The 17456-nt window shown below is 68.9% G+C and carries 10 protein-coding genes and 1 pseudogene; 5 read left to right on the top strand and 6 right to left on the bottom strand.

Translation table 11 applies throughout. The annotated features are described in order from the left end of the window. Nucleotides 1-490 precede the first annotated feature (490 nt). Nucleotides 491-2320: a monovalent cation:proton antiporter-2 (CPA2) family protein gene (locus H9658_RS15315; RefSeq protein WP_191825999.1), complete on the bottom strand. Its 1830-nt coding sequence runs from the start codon at nucleotides 2318-2320 to the stop codon at nucleotides 491-493. 504 nt (nucleotides 2321-2824) lie between these two features. Between H9658_RS15315 and H9658_RS15310 the strand changes: the two genes are divergently transcribed. Both H9658_RS15310 and H9658_RS15305 read left to right on the top strand, forming a co-directional pair. Continuing rightward, the gene (locus H9658_RS15310) at nucleotides 2825-5521 is read left to right on the top strand and encodes a bifunctional acetate--CoA ligase family protein/GNAT family N-acetyltransferase (protein WP_191825998.1); all 2697 of its coding nucleotides are present in this window, start codon (nucleotides 2825-2827) and stop codon (nucleotides 5519-5521) included. 324 nt (nucleotides 5522-5845) lie between these two features. After that, the gene (locus tag H9658_RS15305) at nucleotides 5846-9190 is read left to right on the top strand and encodes a glycosyl hydrolase 115 family protein (protein WP_225210017.1); all 3345 of its coding nucleotides are present in this window, start codon (nucleotides 5846-5848) and stop codon (nucleotides 9188-9190) included. A gap of 119 nt (nucleotides 9191-9309) precedes the next feature. Here H9658_RS15305 and H9658_RS15300 read toward each other — a convergent pair whose 3' ends face one another. Beyond that, the gene (locus tag H9658_RS15300) at nucleotides 9310-10653 is read right to left on the bottom strand and encodes a type 2 periplasmic-binding domain-containing protein (protein WP_179569786.1); all 1344 of its coding nucleotides are present in this window, start codon (nucleotides 10651-10653) and stop codon (nucleotides 9310-9312) included. A 662-nt stretch (nucleotides 10654-11315) separates the two neighbouring features. Continuing rightward, nucleotides 11316-11431 (bottom strand): annotated as a pseudogene (locus tag H9658_RS23005) (DUF6065 family protein); the annotation flags it as partial. Nucleotides 11432-11562: 131 nt separating this feature from the next. Here H9658_RS23005 and chrA point away from each other — a divergent pair. From chrA to H9658_RS15285, 3 genes are all read left to right on the top strand, one after another. Then, nucleotides 11563-12792: a chromate transporter gene (chrA, locus tag H9658_RS15295; RefSeq protein WP_191825996.1), complete on the top strand. Its 1230-nt coding sequence runs from the start codon at nucleotides 11563-11565 to the stop codon at nucleotides 12790-12792. An 86-nt stretch (nucleotides 12793-12878) separates the two neighbouring features. Next, nucleotides 12879-13442: an excalibur calcium-binding domain-containing protein gene (locus H9658_RS15290; RefSeq protein WP_191825995.1), complete on the top strand. Its 564-nt coding sequence runs from the start codon at nucleotides 12879-12881 to the stop codon at nucleotides 13440-13442. A 115-nt stretch (nucleotides 13443-13557) separates the two neighbouring features. After that, nucleotides 13558-13938: a hypothetical protein gene (locus H9658_RS15285; protein ID WP_225210016.1), complete on the top strand. Its 381-nt coding sequence runs from the start codon at nucleotides 13558-13560 to the stop codon at nucleotides 13936-13938. A gap of 81 nt (nucleotides 13939-14019) precedes the next feature. Here H9658_RS15285 and H9658_RS15280 read toward each other — a convergent pair whose 3' ends face one another. From H9658_RS15280 to H9658_RS23000, 3 genes are all read right to left on the bottom strand, one after another. Beyond that, entirely contained in the window at nucleotides 14020-14757 is a 738-nt protein-coding gene (locus H9658_RS15280; RefSeq protein ID WP_191825993.1) for a DUF6065 family protein, read from the bottom strand. A gap of 200 nt (nucleotides 14758-14957) precedes the next feature. Then, nucleotides 14958-16967 carry an acetyl/propionyl/methylcrotonyl-CoA carboxylase subunit alpha gene (locus tag H9658_RS15275; protein WP_191825992.1) on the bottom strand — a complete coding sequence of 670 codons (2010 nt, stop codon included), beginning with the start codon at nucleotides 16965-16967 and terminating at the stop codon, nucleotides 14958-14960. A gap of 280 nt (nucleotides 16968-17247) precedes the next feature. Then, a partial coding sequence (locus tag H9658_RS23000) for a hypothetical protein (protein ID WP_225210015.1) occupies nucleotides 17248-17456 on the bottom strand: 209 nt, incomplete at its 5' end.

The raw sequence follows: 17456 nt of genomic DNA, 5'->3' as shown, positions 1-17456 counted from the left end.
CTGCAGTTCTGTAGGAGCGGCTTCAGCCGCGACGAACGAAGCGGCGCACCTGGCAGGTTCGGCATTCTGTCGGGACTGAAGCCCCTCCTACAAGGGCAGCCACCACTCGCGAACCCCTGTAGGAGCGGCTTCAGCCGCGACAAACGAAGCCGCGGAATCGTCAGGTTTCGGATCCTGTCGGAACCGATGGCCCAAGACCGTCACGATTCCCTCCCACCACAGCACCCGGCATGCCGGCCGCAAGTCCTGTGGGAGCGACTTCAGTGGCGACGAACGCAGCGGTGGAGCCCACCGGCTTCGCATCCTGTCGGGGCGAAAGCCCGCCTGCAAGCGCTCCAGAATAGCTCGCGAAACCTGCAGGAGCGGCGTCAGCCGCGACGAACGAAGCGAGGATCCAACCGGCATCCGGCACCGCCACGACCGACATCCCTGCCGCCAGTCCTCCCGCCGCACACGCTACGCAAGCGCCGCACCATCAACACCAACACCGTTATGCCTGCGGCTTCGCCGCCGCCGCATCGTCCGCCGCGTCCCCGGGCGCGTCGCTCACATCCGCCTCGAACAGCTGCATCAGGTCCGCGCGCGCATCGCGCGAGGTCTGCACCACCGCCGCCTCGTCGTCGTACACCAGGTGCTGCGCGCGCAACAGCTGCTCGTCGTGCTGGCGGAAGCGGGCGATGCGGTCGCGCGCGGTCTCCGGGCTCAGGCCCAGATTCACCAGCACCTTCTCGCTCAGTTCCAGGCTCGAGGCGAACACCTCGCGGAACGGCTCGGCGCCCAGATCCATCAGCCGCCAGGCGTGCTGGCGGTTGCGCGCGCGCGACAGCACCTGCGCCTTCGGATACAGGCGGCGGATCAGCCGCGTGGTCTTGATGTTGGTCTCCGGGTCGTCCATCGCCACCACGAAGATGCCGATGCTGTCGCTGCCGGCCGCGCGCAACAGGTCCGGGCGGCTGGGGTCGCCGTAGTAGATCTTGTTGCCGAAGCGGCGCAGGTCTTCCACCGTGTCCGGGTTGTGCTCCAGCGCCACGAACGGGATGCGCTGCGCGGTCAGCAGGCGCGCCACGACCTGGCCGAAACGGCCCATGCCGGCGATCAGCACCTGCGCGCGCTGCTCGTCCACGGTGTCGTAGTGGGCGGCCGGCGGCGGCGTGCGCCTAGCCTTGGCCGCCTCGCCACCGTCGAGCAGGCGCTGGATGCCGATCAACAGCAGCGGCGTCAGCGCCATCGACACGCCGACCACCGCGACCAGGCGGTCGTGGTTGGCGTCGTCGAGCAACTGCACGCGCTGCGCTTCGGTGAACACCACGAACGCGAATTCGCCGCCCAGCCACAACAGGCTGCCCAGCAACAGCGCGCTGCGCAGCGGCAGCCGCGCCACCCGGCCGATGCCGACCAGCAGGCTGAACTTGACCAACAGCAGCGTGGCCACGCCGCCGGCGATCAGCCACGGCTCGGCGACGATGCGGTCCAGGTCGATGCCCATGCCCACGGCGATGAAGAACACGCCCAGCAACAGGCCCTGGAATGGCTCGATCTGCGCCTCCAGCTCGTGCCGGAATTCCGAGTCGGCCAGCAGCACCCCGGCCAGGAACGCGCCCAGGCTCGGGCTCAGCCCGGCCTTCTGCAGGAACCACGCATTGCCCAGCACCACCAGCAGCGCGCTGGCGGTGAACACCTCGGGCATGCGTGTGCGCGCCACGACGCGGAACAGGTGGCGCAGCGCGAAGCGGCCGCACAGCACCACCACCGTCAGCGCGCCCAGCGCCTGCGCCACCTCGGTCCAGGTGAGGGTGTCGTTCTTGGCGCCGCCGAGCAGCGGGATCGCGGCCAGCAGCGGGATCGCGATCAGGTCCTGGAACAGCAGGATGGCGAAGCCGAGCCGGCCGTAGTCGCTGTTGAGCGCCTTGCGCTCGGCCAGCAGCTGCAGGCCCACCGCGGTGGACGACAGCGCCAGCGCCAGGCCCACCACCAGCGCGCTCTTCCAGTTCAGGTCCAGGCACAGCAGCAGCACGCCCAGCGGCAGCGCGGTCAGCACCACCTGCGCGGTGCCGGCGCCGAACACCGCGCGCCGCATCAGCTTCAGCCGCGCCGGCGACAGTTCCAGGCCGATCAGGAACAGCAGCATCACCACGCCGATCTCGGCGGCGTTGAGGATGCGCTCGGTGTCCTGCACGAAGCCCAGGCCGTCCGGACCCAGCACCACGCCGGCGGCGAGATAGGCCAGCACCGCGCCCAGGCCCAGGCGCTTGAACACCGGCACCGCGATCACCGCGGCCAGCAGCAAGACCAGCGCCAGTTCCAGGCCGCCGCTATGCATGAGTCGTCTCCATCGCGCCATTATGCGGCCGCCACGCGACCGTCCGCTTACCCGGATTGGGGGAAGACGCAGGTGGCGCTGACCTTTGGCATCGCCGGGACGCCGGGTGGGGCCGGGGAGCCACGGCTTGGCGGCTTCGGGCCATCGGCGCCGGCAAGGCGCGAAGCCGGCAAGTGTCCCCGCTTCGTTCGTCGCGACTGAAGTCGCTCCCACAGGAACCTGCGGCCCGCGTCCAGGTGCACTGTAGGAGGGGCTTCAGCCCCGACAGGAATCGGTGCCGGAATGCTCAACGCTGCATTCGTCGCGGTCGAAACGGCTTCTGCAGGGAACTCGCGATCGGCCGTGGTGCACTGTGGGAGGGACTTCAGTCCCGGCGCGTGGACGTCGGAACCTGCCATCTTTCCCGCATCGGCCGCAGTCGCGACGCGTCCGCATTCCCTGATCATCCCCGCGCCAGCATCACCCGTGTACCGTTGTCGCACCGCTTGCCGCCACGCGCCCGCTATGAGCACCTACCACCTGCAGTCCGTGTTCCGCCCCGCTTCGGTCGCCATCGTCGGTGGCAGTCCGCGCGAGCGCTCGGCCGGGCGCGCGGTGGTGCGCAACCTGCGCGCCGCCGGCTTTCCCGGGCAGATCGGCTGGGTCAGCCCGCGCTACCGCGAGATCGACGGCGTGCCTATTGTGCGCCGGCTCACCGATCTGGCGTGGGTGCCGGACCTGGTGGTCATCACCGCGCCGGCGCGGATCGTGCCGCGCATCGTCGCCATCGCCGCGCGGCGCGGCGTCGCCGCGGCGATCATCCTCACCGCCGGGCTGGGCGAAGGCCCGGGCTCGGCCGCGGCGCGGGTCGAGGCGGCGGCGCGCGCCAAGGGCCTGCGCATCCTCGGCCCGCACTGCCTGGGCGTGATCGCCCCGCACGCCAAGCTCAACGCCAGCATCGCCGCGCATTGCCCGCAGCCCGGCGACCTGGCGCTGATCTCCGAATCCAGCGCCATCGCCGCCGCGCTGGTGGAGTGGGGCGTGGCGCGCTCGGTCGGCTTCTCCGCGGTGGTGTCGCTGGGTGATGCGCTGGACGTGGACTTCGGCGACCTGCTCGACTACTTCGCCACCGATTACCGCACCCGCGCCATCCTGCTGTACGTCGAACACATCCACGACGCGCGCAAGTTCATGTCCGCCGCGCGCGCCGCGGCGCGCGCCAAACCCGTGGTGGTGGTGAAATCCGGGCGCCTGCTGCGCATCGACCCCAATGCCGACACCCACGTGCAGGCGCTGGCCAGTTCCGATGCGGTCTACGGTGCGGCCTTCGCCCGCGCCGGCCTGCTGCGCGTGCGCGCGCTGGACGAACTGTTCGCCGCGGCCGAGACCCTGGGCCGGCTCAGCACCTTCCCCGGCCGCCGCCTGGCGATCCTCAGCAACGGCGGCGGGGTCGGCCGCCTGGCGGTGGACAAGCTCGCCGACCTCGGCGGCACCCTGGCCGCGCTGTCGCCGCAGACCCTGCAACGCCTGGAGCAGGCGCTGCCGCAGGAGTGGTCGCACGCCAACCCGGTGGACATCGTGGTCGACGCCGACGGCGAGCGCTATGCCGCCGCCGCCGAAGCGCTGCTGGCCGATCCGGAGAACGACGCGGTGCTGGTGGTCAACGTGCCGACCGCGTTCACCTCCTCGGCCGATGCCGCGCAGGCGCTGACCCGCACCCTCGGCCTGCGCCCGCGCCACCACCGCGACAAGCCGGTGTTCGCGGTGTGGCTGGGCAACGACGAAAGCGCCACCGCCGCGCTCAACGCCGCGCACATCCCCACCTATGCCACCGAGGCCGACGCGGTGCGCGGCTTCATGCACCTGGTGCGCTACCGCGAAGCGCAGGCGGCGCTGATGGAGACCCCGCCCAGCCTGCCCGAGGATTTCGTGTTCGATGCGGCCACCGCGCGCGGCATCGTCGACGCCGCGCTGGCCGCCGGCCAGACCTGGCTGGATCCGCTGGCCACCACCCGCCTGCTCGCCGCCTACGGCATTCCCACCGCGCCGGTGGTGCACGCCGCCAGCGCCGCCGACGCCGCGCTGGCGGCGGCACCGATGCTGGCGCAGGGCCTGGCGGTCGCGGTGAAGATCCATTCGGCCGACATCCCGCACAAGTCCGACGTGGACGGCGTGCGCCTCAATCTGGTCAGCGCGCAGGCGGTGCAGGACGCCGCCGAAGGCATCCTCGCCCGCGCGCGCGCCGCGCGTCCGGACGCGCGCATCGACGGCGTGCTGGTGCAGCCCACGTTGCTGCGGCCGAAGGCGCGCGAACTGATCGCCGGCATCGCCGACGACCCCACCTTCGGCCCGGTGATCGTGTTCGGCCGCGGCGGCACCGCGGTGGAAGTGATCGACGACAAGGCGCTGGCGCTGCCGCCGCTGGACCTGCGCCTGGCCCACGAACTGATCGGCCGCACCCGCGTCAGCCGCATCCTCAAGGCCTACCGCGACGTGCCCGCGGCCGACGAGCGCGCCGTGGCGATGGTGCTGGTCAAGCTGGCGCAACTGGCGGCCGACCTGCCGGAAATCCGCGAGCTGGACATCAATCCGTTGCTGGCCGACCGCGACGGCGTGATCGCGGTCGACGCCCGCGTGGCGGTGGCGCCGTCGCGGCGCCTGCACAAGGGCCGCGGCCACCCGCGCTTCGCGATCTTCCCGTATCCGAAGGAATGGGAGCGGCGCATCGTGCTCAACGACGGCGCCGCCGCGTTCGTGCGCCCGGTGCGCCCGGAAGACGATGCGCTGTTCCGCAGCTTCTTCGCCCGCGTCACCGACGAGGACCTGCGCCTGCGCTTCTTCCAGGCGGTGAAGCACTTCAGCCACGAATTCATCGCCCGCCTGACCCAGCTCGACTACGCCCGTTCGATCGCCCTGGTGGCGATCGAACCCAAGACCGGCGACATGCTCGGCGCGGTGCGCCTGCACGCCGACGCCGACTACGACCGCGGCGAATACGGCATCCTGATCCGCTCCGACCTCAAGGGCCACGGCATCGGCTGGCAACTGATGCGGATCATGATCGAATACGCCGGCTGGCTCGGCCTCAACGTCGTCGAAGGCCAGGTCCTGCGCGAGAACCGCACCATGCTGGCGATGTGCGAACACCTGGGTTTCAAGGCCACGCCGGACCCGGAAGATGCGACGCTGATGGATGTGGTGTTGCCGGTGGGGAAGGGGTGAGGCGAAGCTAAGTCGTTTGTTCGGTTTCTGCATGCAGCGGCGATGCGCAGAAGACACGATGGTGCGGATCGGCCGGAAGTCGGGAAATCCGTCATTATGTTAATGACTATCGCGTTCCTTCCCCTTGCCGCGTTGGCAGCGGTATATCGCGCCGGCACTAAAACCTGCGAAACGCAGGTCGTCGATCTTCATTGTCGGCGGCTCCTTCATGGCGGTCTTTGGCGCAATGGGTGGCTATGCACTGCGCCCGGCGCTCCAGTCTGGGTATGTCCACTTCAATAGCAGGTATGCCGGAGATATTCGCGCCGTCCTTGCGCAAGATCCTTGGCAATACTGGGCGATCGTGCTTGTGCTCTATGCCATGTTCGTGCTCCTGACCTGCTTCGGATTGGCAACAATTGGGTTGTGCTTTCGCAAAGAGACCAGCGATGGACGTTGATCGGTTGTTCAAAAAGACGGCGTTCCGCAGGATCTTTGGACTGCGCTGGAATAGCGCATGGCACACGCGTATCGACATTGTCCGCGCAAATGTTTGTCGCGATGCAGCACGCTCGCGCGATTCGCCGAACTATGCTGGGAGGGAGGTTTGCAGTTACGTTCCGATCTTGCGAGTTGAGCGATTCGCCGCTTATGTTTGCGCCTGGTGTCCTGTCTTCGCGTGGCATCATCCTCAATTCAAGGGATAGGGCTGTTCATGGTTGTCGCCCTTCACGTGTCGCTACTCAATCGCATCCCATGACCGAATCGAATTCCTCCTTCCTCCTCTCGCGCCGCGACTTCCTGGTCGGCGCCGGGAGCGCGGCGATCTTCGCGTCGCCGCTGCGCGCCATGGTCATTTTTGATAGCGCTAACAATGCGTTCCGGCTCGCGGGCGACGGGGGCGTCGCGCCGATCCAGGTTGACGCGCAGGATTTCCCTGGCGTGGCCAGGGCGGCGCGCGATCTCGCCGAGGACATCGGCCGCGTGTTCGGAACGCCGGCCGCGCTCGTCAATGAACCGAACCGGCTCGATCGCCCGGTCGTACTGATCGGCACGCTCGGCAAAAGTGCGGTCATCGATGCGCTGGTCGCCGCCGGCAAGCTCGATGTCGCGCCGATCCTCGGGCAGTGGGAGTCCTACACGCTGCAGACCGTGGTCGATCCGATGCCTGGCGTGGCCGAAGCGCTGGTGATCGCCGGCAGCGACAAGCGCGGCACCATCTACGGCATCTATGCGCTGTCCGAACAGATCGGCGTGTCGCCCTGGTATTGGTGGGCGGACGTGCCGGTTCGGCGCCGGCCGGCGATCTCGATCCGGCGCGGCACGCATTTCGAAGGGCCGCCGGCGGTGAAGTACCGCGGCGTGTTCCTCAACGACGAGCAGCCGTGTCTGGGCAAGTGGACCACCGAGAAGTTCGGCGGGATGAATTCCAAGTTCTACGCACGCCTGTTCGAGGTGCTGCTGCGCTTGCGCGCGAACTACCTGTGGCCGGCGATGTGGGACAACGCGTTCGCGCAGGACGATGCGGACAACGCCCGGCTCGCCGACGAATACGGCATCGTCATGGGCACCTCGCACCACGAACCGATGATGCGCGCACACAAGGAGTGGACCGACCACCGCATGCAGTACGGCAACGGCGAATGGAACTACGCCACCAACAAGGAGGCGCTGCAGACCTTCTTCCGCGAAGGCATCGCGCGCAACCGCTCGCACGAGGTGCTGGTGACGGTGGGCATGCGCGGCGACGGCGACGTGGCCATGGCCAGCGCCGGCGATCTGCAAGCCGATCTGCGCCTGCTCGAAACCATCATCGCCGATCAGCGGCAGATTCTCGCCGCGGAACTCGGCACCCAGGCGAGCCAGGTTCCGCAGCTGTGGGCGCTGTTCACCGAGGTGCAGAAGTTCTACGACGCCGGCCTGAAGGTGCCGGACGACGTGACCTTGCTGTTCACCGACGACAACGTCGGCAATCTGCGCCGGCTGCCGAAACCCGACGAGCGCCAGCGCGCCGGCGGCTCCGGCATCTACTACCACATGGACATGAACGGCGGGCCGTTCTCGTACAAGTGGCTCAACAGCAATCCGCTGCCGAAGATCTGGGAGCAGATGACCCTGGCGCACCGCTATGGCGCCAACCGGATCTGGATCGCCAACGTCGGCGATTTCAAGCCGCTGGAGATCCCGATCGAGTTCTTCCTGCGGCTGGCCTGGAATCCGGACGCGATCACCAAGGACGATGTCGCCGGCTGGACGCAGCGCTGGGCGAGCAGGGAATTCGGCGCCGAGCACGCCGTGCAGATCGCGGACATCGTCGCCAAATACGCCAAGTACAACGCCTGGCGCAAGCCGGAACTGGTGAAGCCGGAGACCTTCAGCCTGCTGCACTACCGCGAGGCCGAGCGCGTGCTGGACGCCTGGGTCACGCTCGTGGCGCAGGCCGAAAGGATCCAGTCGCGCTTGCCGGCGGATGCGCACGACGCGTATTACCAGTTGGTGCTGTATCCGGTGAAGGCCTGCGCGACGGCGACGGAATTGAACATCGCCGCGGCGCGCAATGCGTTCTACGCGCAACAGGGCCGGGCGAGCGCGAACGCCGAGGCCGACTACGTGCGGCAGCTGTTCCAGCGCGACCGCGAACTGACCGACTACTACAACACGCGCCTGGCGGGCGGCAAGTGGAACCACCTGATGGACCAGGTGCATCTGGGCTACTTCGACTGGTACTCGCCGCCAGCGAACATCATGCCAGCCGTGACGACGCTGCGGATCGAAGACACCGCCGATTATGCGGTGGCAGTCGAAGGTGCGGTATCGGGCTGGCCGGGCTACTGGCTCGATCCGGAGCTGCCGACGTTCGACAGCCTGTGCCGGCAGCGGCACTACGTCGACGTGTTTCCGCGCGGCGCGCGCCCGATCGCGTTCGAGGTGGCCGCGGCCGAGCCGTGGATCGCGATCGCCGAGGGCACGCCGTTCGGCGTAGGACGCCACGATCGGCGCTTCTGGGTCGAGATCGATTGGGACCAGGCCGGCGTCGGCGAGCAGGCCGGGACGATCGTCGTGACCGGCGCGCAAAAGACGCAGACGATTCACGTCAAGGCGATCAAGGCCTCCGCGGCGCAGCGGCGCGAAGCGCGCGGCGCATTCGGCGGCTTGCGAGGGCCGATCGCGATCGCCGCCGACGCGTTCGAACGCAACGTCGATGCCGGCGGCGTGCGCTGGGAGCGCATCCCCGACTACGGCCGCGCACGCGCCGCCATGTCGGTCTTTCCCGTCACCGCGGCCTCGTTCTCCGACCCGCGCACTGCGCCGCGCCTGGAGTATCCGGTCTATCTGGCCAAGGCCGGCCGTTACGACATCGATCTGATCACCAACCCGACGCTCAACGTGAACACGGCGCACCAGCTGAGCGTGGCCGTGGCCTTCGACGATCAGACTCCGCAGGTCATCAGCGTGTTCACGCCGGAGCAGCGCGTGTCGCAGGATTTTCTGGGCGAGGCGTTCTACGAGAACGCCAGGAACAATGCGCGCACCCTGACCGCCTCGCAGTCCGTGTCCACTGCGGGGCGGCATGTGCTGAAGATCATGATGGTCGATCCGACCATGGTCGTGCAGAAGATCGTGATCCGCAGCGCGCCGTTGCCGAACTCCTACTTCGGCCCGCCGGAGGTCCCGGCGCATCCAGGTTGAGCCGCTGACCTTTGCGCGCCTGAACCATCGGGCCAGCGCAGTGCGGCTCGGCTTTCCGATCGCCGCACGCCGGGCAGGGCGACACGCCCCGCCCGACGTGCGGACGGATCGCGCCGGGACTATTCCAGTTCCTGGTTGTCCACGCCGCGCTCGACCGGGTAGACCGTCGCTGGCGGGGTGGTGGAGCGCATCAGCTTCAGCGGCAGCGCGCTCTGCTGGCAGAGGTTGCCGCCGCTGACGAACACGCCGTCCTGGGTGCACTTCCAGTCGTAGAAGTTGGCGATGCCGCCGGCCAGCTGCAGGCTGAAGTCGGTGCTCTGGGCCGCCGCGTCGAACGGCGTGCCGGCCGCGTTGTTCTGGAACCAGCGCATCCATTCCTTGGAACCGACCGGCGGGATCTTGCTGGCCGCCTGGAAGGTCGGGTTCATCGGCGAGAGTTGCGGCGACTCGGCGGTCATGTGGCAGCTCAGGCAGGAACTGATGGGATTGTCGACCGGGCCGTTGAGGCGGCCGTTCCAGCCCAGGTGGGTCGCCGGCAGTTCGGGCCGGGCGTTGATCGCCGACTGCAGGATGCCGGGATTGATCCGGGTCTGGGTCGGCTGCTTGTTGGTGTAGTCGTTGCCGGTATTCTGCGGGTCGTTGCCCCACATCACCCCGACCGGGACCAGGTTCTGCCAGCCGGGCTTGCCGCTGACCGCGCCGTTGTACTGGAACGTGCCGAAGATCCAGCCGGTGCCGGGAATGCGCCGGTCGCGCACGGCGAAGTCCATCTGGATCAGGGCCACCTGCTTGAGCGTTCTGTCCGCCGAGCTGAAACTGTTGGTGACGTACGCCGTCCACAGCACCGGGTTCTGCAGGAACGGCACCTGGCTCCTGTCCACGTCGGCGAACAGCGCCTTGCACACCACGGTGCCGTCGCGGAAGCTGTTCGGCTTGGAGGTGAAACTGGGATCGGGATTCTGCGGATCCTTCCACACCTGGCCGAAGGTATAGGCGCCGATGTCGTTGTAGATGCCCACCGCGAAGGTCTGCCCGGTGGTGAGCTGGGTCGGTGCCAGCTGCTTCACCTGGATCTGCGCTTCCTTGGTGAGGCCATGCACGCCTTCGCGACCCAGCGGCCCATAGTGCTGCCACGGCGCGTGGTACCAACGCCGTACCTTGTTGTTCTGCACGTACCAGTCGCTTTCCACGTTGCCTTCCAGGCAATAGGTCTTCACCGCGTCCACGTAGCCGCGCCAGGTCTCGAAGTTGTTGCTCAGCGGCTTGGGCAACTTCTGGAAGAACGCCGGCGGCGGGCCGCTGGGCGCTTGCTGCGGAAAGTCCTGGCTGAGCTGGAACAGCGGGCCCTTGTAGGTCTGTGGCGGCGCGTAGCCGAAGTCGGGAAACTTGCCGGCGGTCGCGGTGCCGCTGGCGAGCGCCAGCGCGGCTGCGGCGGCGATGATGCGCAGATGAGGCAGGTGCATGGTGTACTCCCTGTTGTGTGCGTCGGTCCCACGCGGACGTGGCCTGCGTGCTGGGTGTGTCCGGACTCTCCCCGGCCCCGGACCGGCCACACGACCATGCCGACGGCACGGTCGAGAATGCAGAGGCCCGTTGCGCGAGGACGGACCTTGCGCCGGGCGCGCCGGCCCGGGTTGCGGGCATGCACGCCCGCAACCGCGGAGACGGCTGTGTCGAGACAGAGTGGTTCGGGCAGCCGCACACCGGCGCGGCACGTGCACGCCTGGCCGCGGCGATGGACAGCGCCCTGCGACGCTGCGCTTACGGGATCGAAGAAGAAATATCCATGTCGCTCTCCTGACCGGCGGGTGAAGGCAACTGCTGTGTGATCGTCCCAGGTGCGTCGAGCGCAGGGGGAACGCGCCAGCGTGGCAGGCAGCATCGGGGGACGAATGCTGCGAGGCGGGCGGTGACGCTGCCGCGCGGGTGCCAGGTGACGCGTCAGACGCTGCGTGCGCGGCTATCGCGCGATCCGCAGCGTTGCTCGACGCGTTTGACTCTAGCCGATCGCCCCGGCACAAGTAGTAGACAGTTGTGCTGCCGCGCAGGCGCTGGGATGCGTACCGCAACCCGGGTCGGGAGTGCGCTCGGGCATGGCTGCACGCCGGGAAGTCGTTCGTCGGCCTCGCCAGCGCGGCTCGGTCTCGTTGGTACTAGCCGTTGCGCCGGGAAGAAGCGGCAGAACGGTTCGCCGGCGTCGAAACGCACGCGTCCGGGGCGGGCGAACTGCCAGTTCAGTGTGGATGCGAACGCGCTTTGGCAGTGCCCAGCCGGCCGGCATGGATCGTTCGCGGTCCCAGGCAGCGGCGGTCGCACTACCCTGGCAGAATCGGCCTGCGCCATCGTCGGCGCTGCGCGGAGGGGGACGCCGCATGTCTGCTGCTGAGCAGCCGCCAATATCCGTGCCGGGACGCAGCAGGGAAGTGCTGGGGGTGTTCCTGCGCCTGGGGCTGACCAGTTTCGGCGGCCCGCTCGCGCACCTGGGCTATTTTCGCGAGGAATTCGTGCGCCGCCGCGGCTGGCTGGACGAATCGGGCTTCGCGCAATTGCTGTCGCTGTGCCAGGTGCTGCCCGGCCCGACCAGCAGCCAGCTCGGCGTCGCGATCGGCTGGCAGCGCGCGGGCTGGCGCGGGGCGTTGGCGGCGTTCGTGGGCTTCACCCTGCCGTCGGCGCTGCTGCTGTTCGCGCTGGCGCTGTCTGCGCCGCGATGGCTGCTGCATCCGCTCGGCGCGGACGTGCTGCACGGGCTCAAGCTGGTCGCGGTGGTGGTGGTCGCGCATGGCGTGTACGCGATGGCGCGCACGCTGACGCCGGACCTGCTGCGGGTGCTGCTGGCGGTGGCGGCCGCGGCCCTGGTGCTTGCGCTCGACCGTGCCTGGGGCCAGCCGCTGGTGATCGGACTGGGGGCACTGGCCGGGATCGCCTGGTGCCGGCCGCCGTCGGTGCCGATGGCGGCGGCCACGCCGCGGCGCTGGCGCCGCGATGTGGGGGTGTGCTGTGCGCTGGCGTTCGGCGGCCTGCTGCTGGCGGCGCTGTGGATCTCTTCACGCCATGCCGCGATGCCGACGCCGGTGCCGCTCGCCGCGGCGTTCTACCGTGCCGGGGCGCTAGTATTCGGTGGCGGCCACGTGGTGCTGCCGTTGCTGCAGCGCGAACTGGTCGCCAGCGGGTGGATGTCCGCGGACACCTTCCTCGCCGGCTACGGCGCGGCACAGGCGATGCCGGGTCCGATGTTCGCGCTGGCCGCCTATCTGGGGGCCAGCGCCGGGAGCGGCATCGTCCCGGGGGCAGCGGCGATGCTGGCGCTGGCGGCGTTGTTCGCGCCGGGCCTGCTGGCCCTGGGCGCGGCGTTGCCGCTGTGGCAGGCGCTGGCCGGGCGTGGATCGGTGGCGCGGGCGCTGGCCGGCATCAACGCCGTGGTCGTCGGCGTACTGGCCGCGGCGCTGTACGACCCGCTATGGCGCGACGGCATCCGCAGCCCGCCGGATCTGCTGGTGGTGGCGCTGGGGCTGGTGTTGATGGCACGCCTGCAGCGCCCGGCGCTGTGGGTCGTGGCATGGTGTGCGGCGGCGACGCTCGGCCTCGGCGCGTTGGGGCGCTAGGCGCCGTTGGCGATGGCCGCAACCGGGCATCGCCCACGTTATTGTCGGCGGTAGACAGGAATACGGGTTCGCTTCGAGGTGGTCCCATGCGCACGCACGGAACGTTGATCAAGTGGGACGATGAGCGGGGTTTCGGCTTCGTGCGCTCGGCGCATGGCGATGCCGAGATATTCGTGCACATCGCGGCGTTCCCGCGCGACGGCGTGCATCCGCGGCTCGGCGAGCTGATTTCGTTCGACCTGGAACAGGACGCGGAAGGACGGCCGCGCGCGGTGCGGGTGATGCGCCCCGGACGCGCGCCGACCACGCCGGCGCGCCGCGCCGCGGCTGACGCCCATTCCGGCAGCGCGTTCGGCCGCGTGCTGGCCGTGCTGCTGGTGATCGGCATTGGTGCCTATGCGTATTCGCTGCTCGCACCGCGCTTCGCTGCCACGCCAGCGCCGGGCACAGGCGTGGCACCAGCCACACCCGCTGCGCCCGGCGTCCCCGCCGCCGCGTCATCCGGGCAGCGCTTCCAGTGCGATGGACGCACCCACTGCGCGCAGATGACCTCGTGCGAGGAGGCGATCTATTTCCTGCGCAATTGTCCCGGCGTGCAGATGGACGGCAACCACGACGGCGTGCCATGCGAGCGGCAGTGGTGTCATTAGGGCTTGCGCTTCACTCACTCAAGCGATATCCCTTTGCAATTCGGCTCGAACCCGGTGTCAGACCATCGTGCGGTATCTTCCCGCTATCGATATCCCCGCCACACTTCATCGGGGAATGTCCGTTGAGCAGTTCCTCGGCCGTAGTCTCGAACATACGGAGTATGTGCGTCATGTCGAGTTGCGCCCCGCGAAAGGGGGGATAGAGGTTTGGGTCCATGACGTCGAAGATATCGGCAACGAGGACTACCTGGACCTATATGACTTCCCGTATCTGGAGCCAGACGGTCCTGATGCGCCGGTGGCGTTATTCGCTGATCCGCAAGACGCACTTGCCTATGCGAGCACATCACTGGCAGCCGATCCAGCCCATTGGGTGAATCAGGGCATTGTTCAGTCGGAATACCTTGATTACATCCGAGCAGGCCGTCCGGCCAAATGGCCGGAGGCCAGTAGAAGCGTCACTAAAGTCGATGCGGCGTCGCGGGCTGGGCCTTGATAGCGGATTCTCTGGGCAGCTGCCTACGCGCAGTCAGCCACCCACAAGACAAATAGTCCTCGGCGATGCGTTGACGCCAACTCAGCTGTCGTCGTCGCGGGTGAACGGTGCCAGCCGCAACTTGACCCGATGCTCGACGCCCGCCGGGCACTGCCCCGGCGCCGGTCCGCGGAAATAGCTGCGCTGCCAGCCTGTGCGTTTGGCCTCTGGATCGTCTTGCTCCAGGTCGTGCAGGAACTGGCCGCGGCTGCGCATCCAGGCCTGATAGTCGCGCTCCAGTTCCGGGGTCTGCGACAGCGGCTGCCAGCGCGGCTCGGTCTCGGCCAGCACCCGCCGCTGCACCGGGAAGAAGTGGCAGAACGGTTCGCCGGCGTCGAAGCGCACGCGTCCGGGGCGGGTGAACTGCCAGTTCATGGTGAAGGTGTAGGGACTCCAGTCGGTCTCGATCAGGCCGGTCAGCCCGGCGATGCCGTCCTTGGGCCGGTTGACCGGCGCGGTCACGTACAGGTCCATGCCCGGCTCGGTGCGGAACAGGCAGGGCACGTGGAAGGTGAGCACGCCGTAGCCGAAATGGCTGACCGCCGGCGCGTGGCTGCCGGCGTCGGGGTGGAGGCGGATGGCGTCGAGCGCGTTGCCGCCGTTCCATTCGGCCTCGAACCCGCTCTGGCACAGCAGTTCCCAGCCGTGCGCGTTGGCGATGTCCAGCGGCAGGCAGCGGTAGGCGTAGCGCTGGTCGGTGCGGTCCATCCACGGCCGCTCGCGTGGCGCCGGGCGCACGTCGAGGGTGTGGCCGTCGAGAACGTGGGCGGTGAGCTTCATGGCGGCGGACTTGGCTGAGGGCGTGCGCCGAGTGTGACGCGTCGGCGCCGGCATGGCGACCGTGCACGGCTGCCGAAGTGCGCTCGCTGCGGCCGGTCGCACACGATCGCAACCGAGCGCGATCGTGCGCGCTCGATGGTGCGCCGCAATTGGTGGCGGATTTTGCGGGCGTGCGCGATGCCCGACGCGCGGGCCCGTGCTCAGTCCGCCTCGAACTCCAGCAGCGCCACGCCGTCGCCGACCAGCTCGCCTTCGCGCACGCGGTAGCCGTGCACCACGCCATCGGCAGGGGCCTGCAGGGTGTGCTCCATCTTCATCGCCTCCAGCACCAGCAGCGGCGTGCCGCGGGCCACGCGGGTGCCGGGCGCGACCAGCAGCGCGACGACGCGGCCGGGCATCGGCGCGGTCAGCCCGCCGGCATCGGCGATCGGCTGGTCGGCCTCGGCGACCGGGTCGTGCAGGTCGAACAGGTGCGCCTGGCCAGCGACGAACAGATGCAGGCGGCTGCCGGCGAACACCGCGTCGGCGCGCACGCGCTGCCCATCGAGCTGCGCCTGCAGGCGGTGCTCCTGCAGGCTGCCGGCAGCGAGGAGCACGGCATCGGTGGCGCCGTCGTGGATGCGCCAGCCGGCGTCGGTCGCCGCCGCGCGCAACGTGCGGCGCGTCTGGCCATGCTGCAGGATCAGGTTGCGCGGCGCGGGTTCGCCCAGGCGCCAGCCGTCGCGCAGGTCCCAGGGCGAATGCGGGTCGCCCGGCTGCGCGGCGTCGGCGCGCGCGTGCAGCAGCCAGGCCAGCGCGGCCAGGGTCCAGGTCGGCTCGGCGGTGGCCGGCGCGGTGTCGAACAGTGCCGCATGCTCGCGCTCGATCAGTGCGGTATCCAGATCGGCCTGTGCGAACGCCGCGGTGGCGATCAGGCGCTGCAGGAACGCGGCATTGGTGGCCACGCCGACCACCTGGCACGCCGCCAGCGCCGCCTGCATGCGCCGCAGCGCGCGTTCGCGGGTCTCGTCCCAGACGATCAGCTTGGCGATCATCGGGTCGTAGTGCGGGCCGATGACGTCGCCCTGTTCGACGCCGGCATCGACGCGGGTGTGCGCGTCCGTCGCCGGTAGCCGCAGATGCTGCAGCGTGCCGGTCGAGGGCAGGAAGCCGCGCGCCGGATCCTCGGCGTACAGCCGCGCCTCCAGCGCATGGCCGCGGATCGCCAGTTCGTGCTGGCGCTTGGGCAGCGGCTGGCCGGCGGCCACGCGCAGCTGCCATTCCACCAGGTCGGTGCCGGTGATGCACTCGGTGACCGGATGTTCCACCTGCAGCCGCGTGTTCATTTCCATGAAGTAGAACGCGCCGTCGGGCGCGACGATGAACTCCACCGTGCCGGCGCCGACATAGCCGACCGCGCGTGCTGCTTCCACCGCCGCCTGGCCCATCGCGGCGCGGCGTTCGGCGCGCATGCCCGGCGCCGGCGCTTCCTCCAGCACCTTCTGGTGGCGGCGCTGCACCGAGCAATCGCGTTCGAACAGGTAGACCAGTTCGCCATGCGTGTCGCCGAACACCTGGATCTCGATATGCCGTGGGCGCAGCACGTATTTCTCCACCAGGACATGCGCGTTGCCGAACGCGGCCTGGGCTTCGCGCTGGCAGGCGGCCAGGGCGGCAACGAACTCCTCGCTGCGGTCGACCCGGCGCATGCCCTTGCCGCCGCCGCCGGCGCTGGCCTTGATCAGCACCGGATAGCCGATGGCGTCGGCCTGTTCGCGCAGGAACTCCGGCTCCTGGCGTTCGCCGTGGTAGCCCGGGGTCAGCGGCACGCCGGCGGCGTGCATCAGCGCCTTGGCCGCGCTCTTGTCGCCCATGGCGCGGATCGCCGCCGGCGGCGGCCCGATGAACACGATGCCGCGCGCGGCGCAGGCTTCGGCGAAGTCGGCGTTCTCCGAGAGGAAGCCATAGCCGGGGTGGATCGCCTGGGCGCCGCTGGCCAGGGCGGCGTCGAGGATGCGTTCGCCGCGCAGGTAGCTGTCGCGCGCGGGCGCGGCGCCGATGTGGATCGCTTCGTCGGCCAGGCGCACGTGGCGGGCGTCGCGGTCGGCATCGGAGTAGACGGCGACGCTGGCGATACCGAGTGTGCGGCAGGTGGCGATCACGCGGCAGGCGATCTCGCCGCGGTTGGCGATCAGGATCTTGTCGAACATCGGCAGGTCGGGCGTGGCCATGGTCAGTTGCCTGGAAAAGGGGTGTCGTGTCTTGCAGTTGCAGTTGCAGTTGCAGTTGCTGTGGCGGTTGCTTTGGCTGTTGCCGTTGCCATTGCTTTTGACTTACCGGGTTCCCTTCCGAAGCGGCGGCCATGGCGGGGAAAAACCCCGAAGGGGCGGCGCACAAGGATGTGCGCCGTTCGCGGCAGGGGCAGGATGCCCCTTCCGCGAATCCCCGGTATGGACGCGGACCCGGAGCGCGCAGCGCGGAGGGCGCTAGGCAGGGCGCGCTTTCTTTTGGTTACTTTTCTTTGCGCGAGCAAAGAAAAGTGACTCGCCGCAAGGCGAAAGCCTTTGCCTTTGCCTTGGTTCTGGCATTGAGATTTTGAAGCTTGAAGCTTTGAAGCAAGAGCAAGAGCTTCCGCTGGCGCGGGTCACTTTTCTTTGCTTGTGCAAAGAAAAGTAACCAAAAGAAAGCACACCCCGCAGCGCGCCCTCCGCGCTGCGCGC

It is taken from the genome of Xanthomonas bonasiae (genome assembly GCF_014836395.1).
In the GTDB taxonomy this organism is placed as follows: domain Bacteria; phylum Pseudomonadota; class Gammaproteobacteria; order Xanthomonadales; family Xanthomonadaceae; genus Xanthomonas_A; species Xanthomonas_A bonasiae.
This window is presented reverse-complemented; position numbering and strand designations above follow the sequence as displayed.